Raw genomic sequence first — 14,632 nt, 5'->3', positions numbered from 1 at the left:
GCGTGGACCTGCGGTTCGGGATCACTGCCTACTGAACCAGCAGCAGCGTGCCGTCTTCGACCTGGTATTTTTCGAGCCGCTGCAGAAAGCTCATGCCGATCAGGTTGGTGTGCAGCGCCCTGTCGTCGAGCACGACGGCCTCGACGCCCTCGACGGTGATCCTGCCGATCTGCAGGCGATCAATCGTCACCACGGCAGCCTTGATCGCACCGTTGGCGGTGTTGACCTGATGGCTGAAGTCCGTCGGATTGAGCGAGATGCCGATCCTGCGCGCGGTCGAACTGTTGATGGCGACGAGCGTCGCGCCGGTATCGATCATGCCGTCGATCTGTCGGCCGTTCAACTTGAAGACCGACATGAAATGCCCGCGCGCGTCCGCGGTGACGACGACCTTGCGGCCGAGCGGCTGCGGCGTCGCCGGCCTGTCCCGAACGGCGGCGAGATTCAGGTCGGTTTGGGTGTCGGCCTGCCTAGCTCCGATGGCGGATTTCAACAGCCGCTCGATCACCTGTGAATTGGACTGATATACGATCGGCAGCGATGCCGACGTTCCGGCAAACACGCCAAGGATGAGAAGCTTGCGCAGCATGGACCGGCCTTTGTGGTTGCCGATCCTTAGTCCGACATGGTGTTTGCCGCTTTAACGAATGCGGAAACCAGCCGTTTGCGTAAACAGTCGGTAAACGGATCTATTTGGTGCCGTACATGCGGTCGCCGGCATCGCCAAGGCCGGGCATGATGTAGCCCTTCTCGTTGATCTGGCGGTCGATCGAGGCGGTGAAGACGGGAACATCGGGATGCGCGTGGGTGAACCGCTCAAGGCCCTCTGGTGCCGCCAACAGGCAGAGGAAGCGGATGTTGGTGGCACCGCGGCCTTTCAGCTTGTCGATGGCCGCGATCGCCGAATTGGCGGTCGCCAGCATCGGGTCGACGACGATCACCAGCCGGTCGGCGAGGTCGCCCGGCGCCTTGAAGAAATACTCGACCGCCTCCAGCGTCTCATGGTCGCGGTAGAGGCCGATATGGGCGACACGCGCCGCCGGCACCAGATCGAGCAGGCCTTCGAGCAAGCCGTTGCCGGCGCGCAACACCGAGGCGAAGACCAGTTTCTTGCCCTCCAGCGTCGGCGCCTCCATCGTCTCGATCGGCGTCTCGATCGTCGTCGTCGTCAGTTCCAGGTTGCGGGTGACCTCGTAGCCGAGCAGCAGCGAGATCTCGCGCAGCAGCCGCCGGAAGCCGGCCGTCGAGGTCTCTTTCTTGCGCATGATGGTCAGCTTGTGCTGGACCAGCGGATGGTCGACGACGGTGACGCCCTTCATGGTGTTCTCCAACTGCGCAAGTGAATGGTCAATGGTGAATAGTGAATAGTGAACTGGTTTGCGAGTCCTTGGTTGCGCGGCAAAGCTCGCGGTTGACGGACCGAAGCGCCGGGTGAGCCATTCACCATTCACCTGCCCTTGGCGCCGAGCCTGCCGAGCAGCACCGCCCTGGTCTTCCTGTCGACGAAGGCTGCCTCGATGGCCGTCCTGGTGACGGCGGTGAGCGCCTTGTCGTCCATCGCAAAATGCTCGGCGGCGATGTCGTATTCGCGTTTCAGCGAGGTCCAAAAATAGGGCGGGTCATCGGAGTTGAGCGTCACCTTGCAGCCCGCCGCCTTCAAGGCGGGAAAGGGATGGTCGGCGAAACTGTCAAAGATTTTCAGCGCGATGTTGGAGCCGGGGCAGCATTCGAGCACGACGCCTTCGTCGGCGATGCGCCGCACAAGATCGGGGTTCTCGATGGCGCGCACGCCATGGCCGATGCGAGACGGGCGGATGTGGTCGAGTGCCGCCTCGACGCTCTCCCAGCCCATCAATTCGCCGGCATGCACGGTGATGCCGAGGCCGGCCTCGCGGGCGATCTCGAAGGCCCTGACATAATCTTCCAGGTCGCCTATACGCTCGTCGCCGGCGACGCCGAAACCGGTGACCAGCGGATGCCCACAGCGGGCGGCGAAACGTGCCGCCCGTTCGATCGATTCGACACCGAAATTGCGCACGCCGGTGACGATCATGCGGCCTTCGATGCCGGTCTTCGCCTTGGCGCGGGCCATGCCTTCGCCGAGCGCGTCGGTATAGGCCTTCGGCGACAGCCCGGCCTTGCTTGCATGGTCGGGCGAGGTGAAAACCTCGGAATAGATGGCGCCGTCGCGGGCGAGGCTGGTCAGATAGTGATCGGCCAGCCGCGCATAGTCTTCTTCAGTGCGGAACAGGTCCGACGAGAAGTCGTACGCGGCGAGGAAAGAGGTGAAGTCGTGCCAGACGAAGGAGCCGTCCTGGATGTAGGGCGAGGCATCCTTGCCGTATTTCTCAGCCTGGCGGAGGACGAGTTCAGGCGCCGCTGCCCCTTCGATGTGGCAGTGCAGTTCTGCTTTCAAAGGCATTCAATTATCCCGTCAGGCTTTTTTCTTATGACGCAAGTTCCTGTCGGAACCGTGTGACACTTTTCCGGAACCTGCTTCGAAGCGCGGCCGAACACCGCGCCTTAAACAATAGCGCCCGCACCATCGATCGGCTATGGTCCCGCCGATTTTATGGCGGATCAAAACGATGTCGGTTGAAAGAACCACTGCTGCGGGCGGCATGGAAACCTCCTATGGTTTCAAGCGGGTAGGACCAGGCGACAAGCAGTCCCTGGTCAATGATGTTTTCCACAAGGTGGCGAACCGCTACGACCTGATGAACGACCTGATGTCGGCCGGGTTGCATCGGTTGTGGAAGGACGCCATGGTTGCCTGGCTCAATCCACCGAAGCGGCCGGGCTGGAGCGTTCTCGACGTTGCCGGCGGCACCGGCGATGTCGCCTTCCGCATCGTCGAGGCGAGCGGCAAGCACGCTCATGCAACGGTTCTCGATATCAACGGCTCGATGCTCGCCGTCGGCCGCGACCGGGCCGAGAAAAAGGGCCTGTCGGCAAATACCGATTTCGTCGAAGCCAATGCCGAGGAACTGCCTTTTGCCGATGCTACTTTCGACGCCTACACCATCGCTTTCGGCATCCGCAACGTGCCCCGCATCGATGTGGCGCTTGCCGAAGCCTATCGCGTGCTGAAGCCCGGCGGGCGCTTTCTCTGCCTTGAATTCTCCGAGGTCGAGATGCCGCTGCTCGACAAGGTCTACGAAGCATGGTCGTTCAACGCCATCCCGCGGATCGGCAAGATGGTGACCGGCGATGGCGAGCCATATTCCTATCTGGTCGAATCGATCCGCAAATTTCCCAATCAGCAGAATTTCGCGACGATGATTTCGCGCGCGGGCTTCGAGCGCGTCTCATTCCGCAACTACTCCGGCGGCATCGCCGCGCTCCACTCGGGCTGGAAGCTTTGAAGCTGGCCCGTATCTTTCGTACTCAATGTGCTCTTCGCCGGTCTAGGAAATCGGCGGGGCAAAGCCAGCCATGAGCAGCATCGGCGCTGGTTTCAGGCTCGTGCGGGCCGGCTGGGTGCTGGTCCGCGAGGGTGTCATCGCGGCTTTGCCCGGTGACGAGCTCTTCGGCTTGCCGAAATTCGGCTGGCGCATGGCCCGGCTGTTCACCCGCCGTCGCGCGCTTGCCTATGAGCGTGGCGACAGGCTGGCCAAGGCGGTCGTGCGGCTCGGCCCGTCTTACGTCAAGCTCGGCCAGTTCCTGGCGACACGGCCGGATGTCGTCGGAAACGATATCGCGCTTGATCTTGCCATGCTGCAGGACAAGATGCAGACGTTTCCGAAGGCCGAGGCTGTCGCCGCGATAGAGGCCTCGCTCGGACGCAGGGTCGACGAGCTCTATGTCAGTTTTGGCGAGGCCGTCGCCGCCGCCTCGATCGCCCAGGTCCATACCGCCGAAATCCTGCAGAACGGCGTCGTTACCCGGGTGGCGGTGAAGGTCATCCGGCCGGGCGTGCGCCGCCGCTTCTTTCGCGATCTCGAGAGCTATTTTCTCGCCGCCCGGCTGCAGGAAAAATACATCCCGTCGTCGCGCCGGCTGCGGCCCGTCGAGGTGACCGAGACACTGGCCCAGACGACCAAAATCGAAATGGACCTGAGGCTGGAGGCGGCGGCTTTTTCGGAGCTCGGCGAGAATACCAAGGACGATCCCGGCTTCCGTGTGCCGTCGGTCGACTGGGAGCGCACCGGTCGTGACGTGCTGACCATGGAATGGGTCGACGGCATCAAGATGAACGATATTGCCGGCCTAGCCGCCGCCGGCCACGACCTGAAGGCGATTGCCGCCAACCTCGTTCAGTCGTTTCTGCGCCATACGCTGCGCGACGGTTTCTTCCATGCCGACATGCACCCGGGCAACCTGTTTATAGAAGCCGACGGCACCATCGTCGCCGTCGATCTCGGCATTGCCGGCCGGCTCGGCAGGAAGGAGCGCCGGTTCCTCGCCGAAATCCTCTACGGCTTCATCACGCGCGATTACCAGCGCGTCGCCGAAGTGCATTTCGAGGCCGGCTACGTGCCGCGCCAGCACAACGTCGCAGCTTTCGCCCAGGCGATCCGGGCGATCGGCGAACCCATCCACGGCCAGCCGGCCGAGACCATCTCGATGGCCAAGCTGTTGACGCTGCTGTTCGAGGTGACCGACCTGTTCGACATGGCGACGCGATCCGAACTGGTGCTGCTGCAGAAGACCATGGTCGTTGTCGAAGGCGTCGCCCGCACACTCGATCCGGCCTTCAACATGTGGAAGACGTCGGAGCCGGTGGTCAGCCGCTGGATTGCGCGCAATCTCGGCCCGCGCGCGCTGCTGGCCGATGCGCGCGACGGCGCCAACGCGCTGCTGGCGCTGGCCCGTCAGGCGCCGGACCTCGCAGCCCGTACCGAGCGGCTGTCGCGTGAGATCGACCTGATGGCCGAAAACGGCCTGCGCTTCGACGAGGGGACGGCGGACGCGATCGGCAAAGCCGAGGCGCGCCACACCCGCTCCGGCCGGCTGGCGCTGTGGGTGATCGCGCTGACGCTGGTGTATATCGCCTGGAAGCTGCTCTGATTGCAATGACAGCAGTGCTGTCATTGCAATCACGCCGCTTGTCGCTTATGTTAACGGCGAGCAGCTACGCTATGAGCACTATCACAATCCGTAATCTTGATGACGAAGTGAAGCAGGTGCTGCGCGAACGCGCTGCCGCGCGCGGCGTTTCGATGGAGCAGGAAGCGCGGGATGCCTTGCGCAAAGTGACGATCCCCGAGAGCAAGCTCCAGAACGGGGAGTGGCGGCTGAAAGCGTCACGTGACGAGATCTTGGCGCTCGGACGGAAATCAGAACACCCCATTGACCTCAAGGCGCTTACTGATCACATGTGGGATGAGGGACTTCTGTGACCGTTGCAGTTGATACGTCTGCGTTAATCGCAATCATCGGCGCAGAGCCGGATGCGGCTGCATTCGTCGATGTTTTCGGCACCTCATCTGCTGTACTGATAAGCACTGCAACACTTCTGGAGGCACATTGTGTGGCGAACCGGTCCGGCGGTGGCATCAACCCCGCCGAACTTCAGGTGCTCATCGATCGCCTCGAACTGACGGTCGTTCCTTTTGATCTGGCTCAGCTCGAGGTCGCACGACTTGCCTACTCTCGGTACGGTCGCGGATCCCGCCATCGTGCTGACCTCAACATGGGCGACTGTTTCGCCTATGCCCTGGCCAAGACCCGAAACCTGCCGCTACTTTTCAAGGGTGACGATTTCATCCATACCGACATCGAATCGGCGCTGAAGCCGGCATGACATTGGACAAGAACTGGCCTCGGGCATGACCCTCTCCAGCAAGCGCATCCTGCTCATCATCGGCGGAGGCATTGCTGCCTACAAGGCGCTCGACCTGATCCGTCGGCTGCGCGAGCGCGGTGCGGCAGTGCGGGTGGTGATGACCGCCGCGGCGCAGGAATTCGTCACCACGCTGTCGGCCGGGGCGCTGTCCGCCGACCATGTTTTCACCGAACTGTTCGACCGGCAGGACGAGCACGATATCGGCCATATCAGGCTGTCGCGCGAGGCCGACCTTGTGGTCGTGGCGCCGGCCACCGCCGACCTGATGGCAAAGCTCGCCAATGGCCATGCCAACGACCTTGCCTCGACCGTGCTCATCGCCACCGACAAGCGAGTTTTGATGGCGCCGGCGATGAACCCGAAAATGTGGGCGCATCCGGCGGTCCGCCGCAACCGTGCGGCGCTGAGCAAGGACGGCGTCGCATTCGTCGGCCCGGCGAAGGGCGAGATGGCCGAGAGCAACGAGGTGGGCGAGGGCCGCATGGCCGAGCCGCTGGAGATCGTCGCCGCGATCGAGGCGCTGCTCGACGGCCGGCCAAAGCCGCTGGCAGGCAGGAAGATCATTGTCACCTCCGGGCCGACGCATGAGCCGATCGACCCGGTCCGCTACATCGCCAACCGGTCGTCGGGCAAGCAGGGCCACGCCATTGCGGCGGCGCTAGCCAGGCTCGGCGCCGATGTGCGTCTCGTCTCCGGTCCGGTCGGCATTGCCGATCCGGCCGGCGTCGCCACGCTGCACGTCGAAACGGCCGTCGAGATGAAGGACGCGGTCGAGCAGCTGCTGCCGGCCGACGCGGCAGTGTTCGTCGCGGCTGTCGCCGACTGGCGCACTCAAAGTTCGGCCGGGGAAAAGATCAAGAAGGTGGCGGGCGAGGGGCCGCCGGCGCTGCGGATGGTGGAAAATCCCGATATTCTTGCCGGTGTCGGGCATCACAAAAAGCGGCCGATGCTGGTGGTCGGTTTCGCTGCGGAGACGCAGGATCTGGTCAGGAACGCCGAGGCCAAGCTTGCAAAAAAGGGGGCCGATCTTATCGTCGCCAATGATGTCTCGCATGAAGATGGTGCTCCGGGCGTGATGGGCGGCGACCGCAACAAGGTACGGATCGTCTCAAAGGCCGGCGTCGAGGAATGGCCAGAGATGAGCAAGGATGAGGTGGCGACGCGGCTCGCGGCACTGATCGCCGAGCGGCTGAAGACGGTCGTCGTCTAGTCAATCTCCCCTGCGAGGGGGGAGATCGGCAGCTTCGCTGGCGGCGCCCCCGAAATCCGCAAGGCGGCAAGGCATCCCAGGATCCCGAGCGGGATAAACGCCAGGAACAGCCAGGCAGCGACGTTTGCCGCGGCCTCGCGGTTCAGGCCCTCTGAAAAGCCGCTGGCGTAGGCTACGATGCCGGTCAATGCCGCACCCACGGCATAGCCGATGCGCTGCATGGTCGGCACGGCGGCCGAGGCGATCGTCTGCTCGCCCTCCCGCGCCGATGCCACGATTACGCGCGTGACGAACGGCCAGGCGATGCCGAAGCCGCCGCCTTGCAACAAGGCACAAAGCAGGATCAGCGGGATCGAGCCCGCCGGCACAGTATAGGCGAAACCGGCAACGCCCGTGGCGATCATCAGCGCACCGCCGACAATGATCAGCCGCTCGCGTTCCGGCGGCGCATTGGCGACGAGGATCGACAGGATCGACCAGGCGATCGATTCGCCGGCGATGATGTAGCCGGTGGTCAGGATCGGGATGCCGTGCAGGCTGGTCAGCAGCAGCGGTCCGTAGACGGTAAAGGAGCAGGTCGCCACCGAGAACGCCGCGACCATGGTCATGCCCGCGCCGACCGGCGAGCGCCATGAGAACAGCCGCGACGGGAACAGGCGCGAGCGCGGCTTCAGTGCGTCGATATAGATAAACAGCGCCAGGCCGATCAGGCCGAGGCTGAGCAGCAGCGACGAGCGCAGCAGGGCGATGTCGACGCCGGCGGTGGCTATCAGCACGACGCTGACGGCGAGGCAGCCAAGAGCCGCCAAGGGGAAGGGCGGCGCCGAGCCGCCGGTCGCCTGCGGCCTTGTTGCTTCAGGTGTATCGAGCACGAGGAAGCTTGCCAGCGCCATGGCCGTGCCGCCGAGGGTGAAGACGCCGAAGGCCCAGCGCCAGGACAGCAATTCGGTCATGACCGCGCCGAGCACCGGCCCGCTGAAGGCGGCGACACCCCAGACCGCCGACATGACGCCGAAAAGCTGCGGCCAGATCGCGCGGGCAAACAGCCGCTCGACCGAGACGAAGGCCAGCGACACCAGCGCGCCGCCACCGAGCCCCTCGATCAGGCGGCCGCAGAGGAACAGCGGCATCAAAGGCGCGGCGGCGCAAACCAGCGCGCCGCCGGCATAGAGCATCGCGGCGACCATCATGTTGGTGCGCAGTGCGACATAGCTCACCAGCCGTCCGGCGGCCGCACCGGCAACGATGGCGCCGAGCTCGTAGATCGCCAGCGACCAGCCCACCAGTTGCACGCCGGCGAGCTCGCCGACCATGGCCGGCATGACCGTTGCCACCATCGTTTCGTTGGTGGCGTGCAGCAGGATGCCGAGGCTGATGAAGCAGAAGCGCGCCAGATCGCCGCTCGCCCACAGCGCGCGCCAGTCGACCCTGTTTGTGCTTGTCTTGGTCATCCGGCCCCCCAGGCTTTCTTAGACGCTGGTCTAAAGTATTGGAGCGTTCTTCACGTCCAAATGAGTACATGCCGCAGTATGGGAGGACTTCTAGAACCTCAACCGCAGTTGAGATCAAGCGGCTTTGATCGCCGTTGGCGTGGCGGATTTCAAATTGTGCGATGGGGGACGATCACGAAGCGTTGAGATTCTGGCCAGACCGAAGACAAGCAATATTGGATCGCCGCAATCTTCGGTCACGATAACGGCATGAACACAGTTGCCATGCCGTGATCTTCGAGCGCCGCAACTTTGAACATCAGGGCGGCCCATTCTCCGCGGAGTGGGCCTGCCGGAAACTATGAGCCTTCGGCAGCTATTCGCAGGCCGACACCTACGCTCCCCGCCGCTCGGGAGCCATGCTACGCCGCTATTTCAACGAGTGGATCAGATCCAGCGAGGTGACGGCGACCGCCAGGTTGACGCCGGTCTGTGCCTGGACACTGAGCGGCTGCAGCGAAAAGGCGCTGTCGAGGCCGCCGACCAGGAGATTGGCGCCGCCACCGGTGACCACGCTGGCCTCGGCGTTCACGCCATAGTAGCTGCCGGCAAGGTCGCCTTCATCGTGGTTGCGGGTCGCCGCCAGAACCGCCCATACCAGCTGGCCCTGATGCGTCCGGCCGACATCGACGCCGAGCTTGGAAATCACCCCGGTATAGACTTCGGAGGGGCCGCCACGATGTGGACGAAAGACACAGGAAACACCCTTGTTGGAGGTGACGAGATAGGCCGTGCCGCCGTCGATGGTGCAGTCGAGCACGCCGAGCTGGAGCTTGCTGGCGCTGGCGGGAGCGGCAACGACGGTCGTCGCGAGAGCGGCGGCACAAGCGAGTTTCTTGATCATGGCAGGGTCCTTTCGAAATTGCCTTGTACAAACGGCTGAGCACGCCGAGCGTTCCGCCGAAAACTTGGCGCCAGCAACGCAAGGGTAAACGCAGGGTTGTCGGGGCGCGGAAAGGGCCGCCCGATTAACCGGCCGCTCAGCCGGTGCTGGTGCGGGCCAGGCCGTCCTTGGCCGGCTGGTAGGTCGGATTGAGGTGCACGGCCTCGCGGTAGGATTTCGCGGCCCTGACCTTGTCGCCGCGCCGCTCGTAGATCAACGCCTGGTTGGACCAGGCCTCGGCATTCTTGCCGTCGAGCTTGATGGCCATGTTGAAGTCGGCGAATGCATTGTCCTCGTCGTTCATGGCCAGGTAGGAGAGGCCGCGCCCGTTGTAGGGCTCGGAGGCGTCCGGCGCCAACGAAATGGCAGTCGAGAAATCCTCGATGGCAAAGGCGTGCTGGCCCTGGCTCTGGTAGATCAGGCCGCGATTGTGATAGGCGCGCGCGTCGGTCGTGTCGAGCTGGATGGCCTTCTGGAAATCGTTGAAGGCTTCCTGCACCCGGCCCGCCCTGCGGTAGAGATTGCCGCGGCCGATATAGGCGGCGTCATAGTTGGGATTGATCTGGATCGAGCGGTTGTAGTCGGCAAGCGCGCTCGCCTGGTCGCCGAGGAAGCGCTGGATGAGCGCGCGATTCGAATAGGCCTGGTAAAAATTCGGATTGAGCTGGATGGCGGTGTTGAAGTCCTTCAGCGCCGCCTGGTACTGGCCGCCGCGGCCATAGGCCGAGCCGCGCACATTGTAGGCTTCCGGATCCTGGGGGTTGCGCTGGATCACCGCCGATAGCGAGGAGATGTTCTCGCTCGAGGCTTGCGCCTTGTCGATGTTGTTGAACTCGCCGGTCGGAACGCTCTGGCAGCTGGCAAGCGCCATCCCGGAAAGCAGGGCTGCCGTCAGGGCGAGGCCGCGCCACGCGGTTCTGCGCTCTACGGTAATTGCGTCCATGTCTGCCCTGTCCTTACTGCGCCGTCTGGTCCGTTCCCCCTCCGAACCGGCATCTCTCCCAACCGGTCCTTTCGGACCGGGTCTACATCACAACAAAAAAGGTGGCGGCGATTCCGCATCGCGCCACCCTGGATATCCTTGGAAAAGGACGAAAAATTGGCGTCAGAACCGCGGCGGACGCGGGGCACCGGCACCGGCAGCACCGGCCGCGACCGGACGCGGCGTCATCGGCAGCAGGCCTTCGCGCTGGGCACGCTTGCGGGCCAGCTTGCGGGCACGGCGCACGGCTTCCGCCTTTTCACGGGCGCGCTTCTCGGAGGGCTTCTCGTAATGTCCGCGCATCTTCATTTCGCGGAAGATGCCTTCGCGCTGCATCTTTTTCTTGAGCGCGCGAAGCGCCTGATCAACATTGTTGTCGCGGACGAGTACCTGCACGGGCAATCCTGTCTTTCGGGTTTGAAATCAACAGGCAAGCGGCCATAGCCACAAGCCTCCGCGGCGCGTTACACCACGAATTGGGGCGGCTGATAGCAGAATCAAGGCGCTCTGTCCACTGCCGATTGAGAGGTGGTGCCGACCCCGAAACGAAAAACCCGCCTCAGCGGCGGGTCGTTGGTCTGAATCAGCACCATACCGAGTTTACTAGCATAGCTGCCGGCACAAAGCAAGAACAAAATTCGCCTTGGGCCAGATAGGCGACGCTACGCCGTGGCCAGGTGGAGCTGCTCGAAACCCTCGAAGAACTCGCCGTAGTCGCAGGTTATCTCCTCGCCGGCGGCGATGTCGCGGGTCGCAGTGGCCCCGCCATATTGCGAAAAGTCGGTGTTCGGTTTGTCGGCGTGGTTCATGAAGCGGCCATTGTCGACCTCATAGACCATGAAGCCCGGCCGGTCCGGACTGGGATAGGCATATCTGTCGAGCAATTCCTTGAGGTGCGGCGGCGCCGTCTCGTATCTTTCCACCTGGATCAGCCGGTCGAAGTCCGGATCGAGCCGCCAGATCTGCGCCCCTTTCCGGATCGGCTCGGCGGCGAACACGCCGACGCCTTCGATTGCGCTTGCGGCGATATAGGTCCTGATCAGCAGCATGTTTCCAACCCATCTTCGAGGAGAAGACGGAATCGTCAAATCGCCGGGAAAAGCAAGACCGGTTTTCAGGCATTGCGGCTGGCGGGCCTCACCGACCGCGAAACGCTTCACGTGCGGGTGATCGAGACGCCGCCGTCGGCGAACAGGGCCGCGCCGGTGGTGAAGCTCGATGCATCGGAAGCCAGATAGAGCGCCGAGCGGGCGATCTCGTCAGGCTCGGCGACGCGCTTCAAGGCATGCAGGTTTTCAACGAAGGCTCGCGATTCAGGGGTCTTGAACGTTGCCGAAGGCGTGTCGGTGCCGCCCGGCAGCAGCGCGTTGACCCGCACGCCTTTGGCGCCATATTCGGCGGCCAGCACCTGCGTCAATCCGATCAGTCCGGCCTTGCTCGCGGCATAGCTGGTCATGCCGGGCATGCCGACCGTGTGGCCGACAAAGGTGGAGGTGAAGATCAGCGATCCGCCGCCGCGGTCGACCATCGCCGGCACCTGATATTTTGCGCCGAGAAAGGCGCTGGTCAGGTTGGTGTCGAGCGTCTCGCGCCAGCCCTCCAGCGACAGCTCCGAAACCGGCCCGGTCTTGCCGACCGAACCGGCATTGTTGAAGGCGATGTCCAGCCCGCCGAATTTCTCGACCGCGAGGTCGACCAGGGCCTTCGCGTAGGCTTCGTCGCGGACATCGCCGGCAAGGGCGATGGCGGTGCCGTCGGCGTCTTCGATTTCGGCAACCAGCGCGTCAAGCTCCGCCTTGCGGCGGGCAGCGACGACCACCTTGGCGCCTTCCTCCGCAAACAGCTTGGCCGTGGCGCGGCCGATCTCGGAACTGGCGCCTGTGACGAGGGCAACTTTGTTGGCAAGTGTGAGCATTTTCCTGCATCCTTTTCGCGCCGGCCCTTGCCGGCAATCGGGATGCTTGGTCGCAAATCGAGGCGGCGCGAGCCACCCGATACCTGCGAGGTCGTGTCGGCCTGGACTATTGCCTAAGCAGCCAGCCGAGCCGATCGAGCGAAAATGCGTAGCTGACGGCGATCAGCAGTGCGACGGCTATGCCGGCTGTCGTGCAACCGGCCAGGTGGAATCCGGCAGCGCCGCCGAACAGGATGACGAGTTCGAGCACCAGCCGCAAACCGCCCGGCACCGGAACCGGCGCCCGCCCCGAGCGGCTCGGATCGTTCGGCACCGCGAAGATTCCCCAGAGCGCGGCGGCGCCGAACGGCAATGCCACGGCAAGGATCCAACGCCACATGCCCGCTGAGAGGCTCCAGCCCGCCATGCCGAGGCCGAGCAAAGCGGCGAGCTCCAGCAGGAAGCGCAATGTCAGATTCCACCAGACGTTACCCACCGCCATAATCCTCCGATCGTCAGTCAACGGATAGCGCTCGAAGGCAATTGCATCAACCTGCCCGCATGCCTCTTCTCCACCATGGCGCAAAACGGCAAGCCCCGTCGCAAACAGTGCAAGGCTGGCAGCGCCGTTTCGCTAGTGATACAAGCTCGCGCGCCGGGGTTGGCTGATCTGCCCGGCCGTCATTTGCGAGGCCTGCGACGTTGAAGAAATACTCGGTATTCGCCATCGCCCGCGAGGCCATGCGCGGCCACAAGGGTTGGGAGGAACAGTGGTCCTCGCCGGAGCCGAAGAAGGAGTACGACGTCATCATCGTCGGCGCCGGCGGCCACGGCCTGGCCACCGCCTATTATCTCGCCACCGTGCACGGCATCACCAACGTCGCGGTATTGGAAAAAGGCTGGCTCGGCGGCGGCAATACCGGCCGCAACACCACCATTATCCGCTCGAACTATCTCTACGACGAGAGCGCCGGAATCTACGATCACGCGCTGAAGCTGTGGGACGGGCTCAGCCAGGAGCTCAACTACAACGTCATGTATTCGCCGCGCGGCGTCATGATGCTCGCCCATAACGTCCACGACATCCAGGTGCTGAAGCGCCACGTCCATGCCAACCGGCTGAACGGCATCGACAATGAATGGCTGACGCCGGAGCAGGCCAAGGAATTCTGCCCGCCGCTCAACATTTCACGCAATGCGCGCTATCCGGTGATGGGCGCCTCCCTGCAGCGCCGTGGCGGCACGGCGCGTCACGATGCGGTCGCCTGGGGCTATGCGCGCGGCGCCTCGGCGCGCGGCGTCCACATCATCCAGAATTGCGAGGTCACCGGCGTCAAGCGGGCGCCGAACGGTGCGGTCACAGGCGTCGAGACGACGCACGGCTTCATCGGCGCCAGCAAGGTCGGCGTGGTCGCCGCCGGCCACTCCTCGGTGATCATGAACATGGCCGGCGTGCGTATGCCGCTGGAAAGCTATCCGCTGCAGGCGCTGGTGTCGGAGCCGGTCAAGCCGGTGGTGCCTTGTGTGGTGATGTCGAACACGGTGCATGCCTATATCTCGCAATCCGACAAGGGCGAACTGGTAATCGGCGCCGGCACCGACCAGTATGTCTCCTATTCGCAGACCGGCGGGCTGCACATTTTGCAACATACGCTCGATGCGATCTGCGAGATGTTCCCGATCTTCACCCGGATGAAGATGCTGCGCTCATGGGGCGGCATCGTCGACGTGACGCCGGACCGTTCGCCGATCCTGGCCAAGACGCCGGTGCCCGGCCTCTATGTCAATTGCGGCTGGGGCACGGGCGGTTTCAAGGCGACGCCGGGTTCGGGCCATGTCTTTGCCCATACCATCGCCAGGGACGATCCGCACCCGATCAACGCGCCCTTCACCATCGAGCGCTTCCGCACCGGCCGCCTCATCGACGAGGCGGCGGCGGCAGCGGTGGCGCACTGATGATGACCGAGATGGCCGTCGCCATGCCGCTGATGCTCGCCGGCGAGCAAGGCCTGTTCCATTTTCCGTCGCCGGACGAGGTGCGCACGCAGCCGATCAGCCGCGCCGAAAACGAGACCGAATGGCCGTTTTCGGTCGACGACGGCATTCTGGCCTGCGTCTGGAGCGGCGGACAAAGGGTCGTCTCGTTTCTTGAAGGCCGGCCGGCGGATCTGGACAACGACGAGCCGTTCGAGCCGCGCGTCGTCATCGTCACGGTCGATCCGGTCCTGCTGACGATCGGCAACATGGCCAACCGCGACCTCTTCAGCCCTGCGGCAAGCATCGAGGAGCGCATCCGGCTGGTCGCGCCCTTCGTGACCTTGGGCCAGAGGCTTTGCGACCAACCGGCCGGCGCCCGCGTCGGCCACGGCGAATTGTAGGACCAAC

17 protein-coding genes are annotated in these 14,632 nt (G+C 63.8%); 7 read left to right on the top strand and 10 right to left on the bottom strand.

The genetic code is table 11. From position 1 onward, the window contains the following. Positions 1 to 28 precede the first annotated feature (28 nt). The 3 genes from NKH17_RS04480 to NKH17_RS04470 form a co-directional block, all read right to left on the bottom strand. Positions 29 to 589, bottom strand: coding sequence for a TIGR02281 family clan AA aspartic protease (locus NKH17_RS04480; RefSeq protein ID WP_352802158.1), 561 nt, complete (start codon positions 587 to 589; stop codon positions 29 to 31). Positions 590 to 689: 100 nt separating this feature from the next. Next, positions 690 to 1,319 carry a uracil phosphoribosyltransferase gene (upp, locus tag NKH17_RS04475; RefSeq protein WP_352478124.1) on the bottom strand — a complete coding sequence of 210 codons (630 nt, stop codon included), beginning with the start codon at positions 1,317 to 1,319 and terminating at the stop codon, positions 690 to 692. Positions 1,320 to 1,447: 128 nt separating this feature from the next. Beyond that, entirely contained in the window at positions 1,448 to 2,422 is a 975-nt protein-coding gene (locus tag NKH17_RS04470; protein WP_352478126.1) for an adenosine deaminase, read from the bottom strand. A 166-nt stretch (positions 2,423 to 2,588) separates the two neighbouring features. Here NKH17_RS04470 and ubiE point away from each other — a divergent pair, with 166 nt between their 5' ends. The 5 genes from ubiE to coaBC all read left to right on the top strand — a co-directional run bounded on the left by ubiE (position 2,589) and on the right by coaBC (position 6,998). Beyond that, positions 2,589 to 3,365: a bifunctional demethylmenaquinone methyltransferase/2-methoxy-6-polyprenyl-1,4-benzoquinol methylase UbiE gene (gene ubiE / locus NKH17_RS04465; protein WP_352478128.1), complete on the top strand. Its 777-nt coding sequence runs from the start codon at positions 2,589 to 2,591 to the stop codon at positions 3,363 to 3,365. 70 nt (positions 3,366 to 3,435) lie between these two features. Continuing rightward, positions 3,436 to 5,010 (top strand): 2-polyprenylphenol 6-hydroxylase, encoded by a 1,575-nt coding sequence (gene ubiB, locus NKH17_RS04460; RefSeq protein ID WP_352970220.1) that lies wholly within the window; start codon positions 3,436 to 3,438, stop codon positions 5,008 to 5,010. Between the two features lie 71 nt (positions 5,011 to 5,081). Further along, on the top strand, positions 5,082 to 5,342 hold the full coding sequence (locus tag NKH17_RS04455) for a FitA-like ribbon-helix-helix domain-containing protein (protein ID WP_254816871.1): 261 nt from the start codon (positions 5,082 to 5,084) through the stop codon (positions 5,340 to 5,342). After that, a complete protein-coding gene (locus NKH17_RS04450) occupies positions 5,339 to 5,746 on the top strand; it encodes a type II toxin-antitoxin system VapC family toxin (RefSeq protein WP_352478132.1) in 408 nt (135 codons plus the stop codon). The genes NKH17_RS04455 and NKH17_RS04450 overlap by 4 nt, the downstream gene beginning before the upstream one ends. Positions 5,747 to 5,771: 25 nt before the next feature. Next, the gene (gene coaBC, locus NKH17_RS04445; RefSeq protein ID WP_352478134.1) at positions 5,772 to 6,998 is read left to right on the top strand and encodes a bifunctional phosphopantothenoylcysteine decarboxylase/phosphopantothenate--cysteine ligase CoaBC; all 1,227 of its coding nucleotides are present in this window, start codon (positions 5,772 to 5,774) and stop codon (positions 6,996 to 6,998) included. Here the strand turns inward: coaBC and NKH17_RS04440 are convergent. From NKH17_RS04440 to NKH17_RS04410, 7 genes are all read right to left on the bottom strand, one after another. After that, positions 6,995 to 8,449 (bottom strand): MFS transporter, encoded by a 1,455-nt coding sequence (locus NKH17_RS04440; RefSeq protein ID WP_352970217.1) that lies wholly within the window; start codon positions 8,447 to 8,449, stop codon positions 6,995 to 6,997. The genes coaBC and NKH17_RS04440 overlap by 4 nt on opposite strands. Before the next feature lie 409 nt (positions 8,450 to 8,858). Further along, a complete protein-coding gene (locus tag NKH17_RS04435) occupies positions 8,859 to 9,332 on the bottom strand; it encodes a DUF992 domain-containing protein (protein WP_254816875.1) in 474 nt (157 codons plus the stop codon). A 136-nt stretch (positions 9,333 to 9,468) separates the two neighbouring features. Then, on the bottom strand, positions 9,469 to 10,314 hold the full coding sequence (locus NKH17_RS04430) for a tetratricopeptide repeat protein (RefSeq protein WP_352478138.1): 846 nt from the start codon (positions 10,312 to 10,314) through the stop codon (positions 9,469 to 9,471). Positions 10,315 to 10,476: 162 nt separating this feature from the next. Further along, on the bottom strand, positions 10,477 to 10,749 hold the full coding sequence (rpsU, locus tag NKH17_RS04425) for a 30S ribosomal protein S21 (RefSeq protein WP_023675331.1): 273 nt from the start codon (positions 10,747 to 10,749) through the stop codon (positions 10,477 to 10,479). A 266-nt stretch (positions 10,750 to 11,015) separates the two neighbouring features. Next, positions 11,016 to 11,402, bottom strand: coding sequence for an SET domain-containing protein (locus NKH17_RS04420; RefSeq protein ID WP_352478139.1), 387 nt, complete (start codon positions 11,400 to 11,402; stop codon positions 11,016 to 11,018). Positions 11,403 to 11,509: 107 nt separating this feature from the next. Beyond that, entirely contained in the window at positions 11,510 to 12,268 is a 759-nt protein-coding gene (locus tag NKH17_RS04415; protein WP_352970214.1) for an SDR family oxidoreductase, read from the bottom strand. A gap of 106 nt (positions 12,269 to 12,374) precedes the next feature. Continuing rightward, complete coding sequence (locus NKH17_RS04410) at positions 12,375 to 12,749, bottom strand: YrdB family protein (protein ID WP_352478142.1); 375 nt, start codon at positions 12,747 to 12,749, stop codon at positions 12,375 to 12,377. A 200-nt stretch (positions 12,750 to 12,949) separates the two neighbouring features. Between NKH17_RS04410 and NKH17_RS04405 the strand changes: the two genes are divergently transcribed. Both NKH17_RS04405 and NKH17_RS04400 read left to right on the top strand, forming a co-directional pair. Further along, complete coding sequence (locus NKH17_RS04405) at positions 12,950 to 14,203, top strand: sarcosine oxidase subunit beta (RefSeq protein ID WP_352897121.1); 1,254 nt, start codon at positions 12,950 to 12,952, stop codon at positions 14,201 to 14,203. Further along, on the top strand, positions 14,203 to 14,625 hold the full coding sequence (locus NKH17_RS04400; RefSeq protein ID WP_352799876.1) for a hypothetical protein: 423 nt from the start codon (positions 14,203 to 14,205) through the stop codon (positions 14,623 to 14,625). Before NKH17_RS04405 ends, NKH17_RS04400 begins: the two co-directional genes overlap by 1 nt. Positions 14,626 to 14,632 lie beyond the last annotated feature (7 nt).

The sequence above is a fragment of the Mesorhizobium sp. M1334 genome (genome assembly GCF_040317995.1).
Classification (GTDB): domain Bacteria; phylum Pseudomonadota; class Alphaproteobacteria; order Rhizobiales; family Rhizobiaceae; genus Mesorhizobium.
This window is presented reverse-complemented; position numbering and strand designations above follow the sequence as displayed.

Excerpts from the sequence above, each read along its gene's own strand:
- NKH17_RS04420 (WP_352478139.1), bottom strand. The coding sequence starts at position 11,402 with ATGCTGCTGATCAGGACCTATATCGCCGCAAGCGCAATCGAAGGCGTC.
- NKH17_RS04455 (WP_254816871.1), top strand. The coding sequence starts at position 5,082 with ATGAGCACTATCACAATCCGTAATCTTGATGACGAAGTGAAGCAGGTG.
- NKH17_RS04415 (WP_352970214.1), bottom strand. The coding sequence starts at position 12,268 with ATGCTCACACTTGCCAACAAAGTTGCCCTCGTCACAGGCGCCAGTTCC.
- coaBC (WP_352478134.1), top strand. The coding sequence starts at position 5,772 with ATGACCCTCTCCAGCAAGCGCATCCTGCTCATCATCGGCGGAGGCATT.
- upp (WP_352478124.1), bottom strand. The coding sequence starts at position 1,319 with ATGAAGGGCGTCACCGTCGTCGACCATCCGCTGGTCCAGCACAAGCTG.
- NKH17_RS04430 (WP_352478138.1), bottom strand. The coding sequence starts at position 10,314 with ATGGACGCAATTACCGTAGAGCGCAGAACCGCGTGGCGCGGCCTCGCC.
- ubiE (WP_352478128.1), top strand. The coding sequence starts at position 2,589 with ATGTCGGTTGAAAGAACCACTGCTGCGGGCGGCATGGAAACCTCCTAT.
- ubiB (WP_352970220.1), top strand. The coding sequence starts at position 3,436 with ATGAGCAGCATCGGCGCTGGTTTCAGGCTCGTGCGGGCCGGCTGGGTG.
- NKH17_RS04435 (WP_254816875.1), bottom strand. The coding sequence starts at position 9,332 with ATGATCAAGAAACTCGCTTGTGCCGCCGCTCTCGCGACGACCGTCGTT.
- NKH17_RS04440 (WP_352970217.1), bottom strand. The coding sequence starts at position 8,449 with ATGACCAAGACAAGCACAAACAGGGTCGACTGGCGCGCGCTGTGGGCG.
- NKH17_RS04400 (WP_352799876.1), top strand. The coding sequence starts at position 14,203 with ATGATGACCGAGATGGCCGTCGCCATGCCGCTGATGCTCGCCGGCGAG.
- NKH17_RS04480 (WP_352802158.1), bottom strand. The coding sequence starts at position 589 with ATGCTGCGCAAGCTTCTCATCCTTGGCGTGTTTGCCGGAACGTCGGCA.
- NKH17_RS04470 (WP_352478126.1), bottom strand. The coding sequence starts at position 2,422 with ATGCCTTTGAAAGCAGAACTGCACTGCCACATCGAAGGGGCAGCGGCG.
- NKH17_RS04410 (WP_352478142.1), bottom strand. The coding sequence starts at position 12,749 with ATGGCGGTGGGTAACGTCTGGTGGAATCTGACATTGCGCTTCCTGCTG.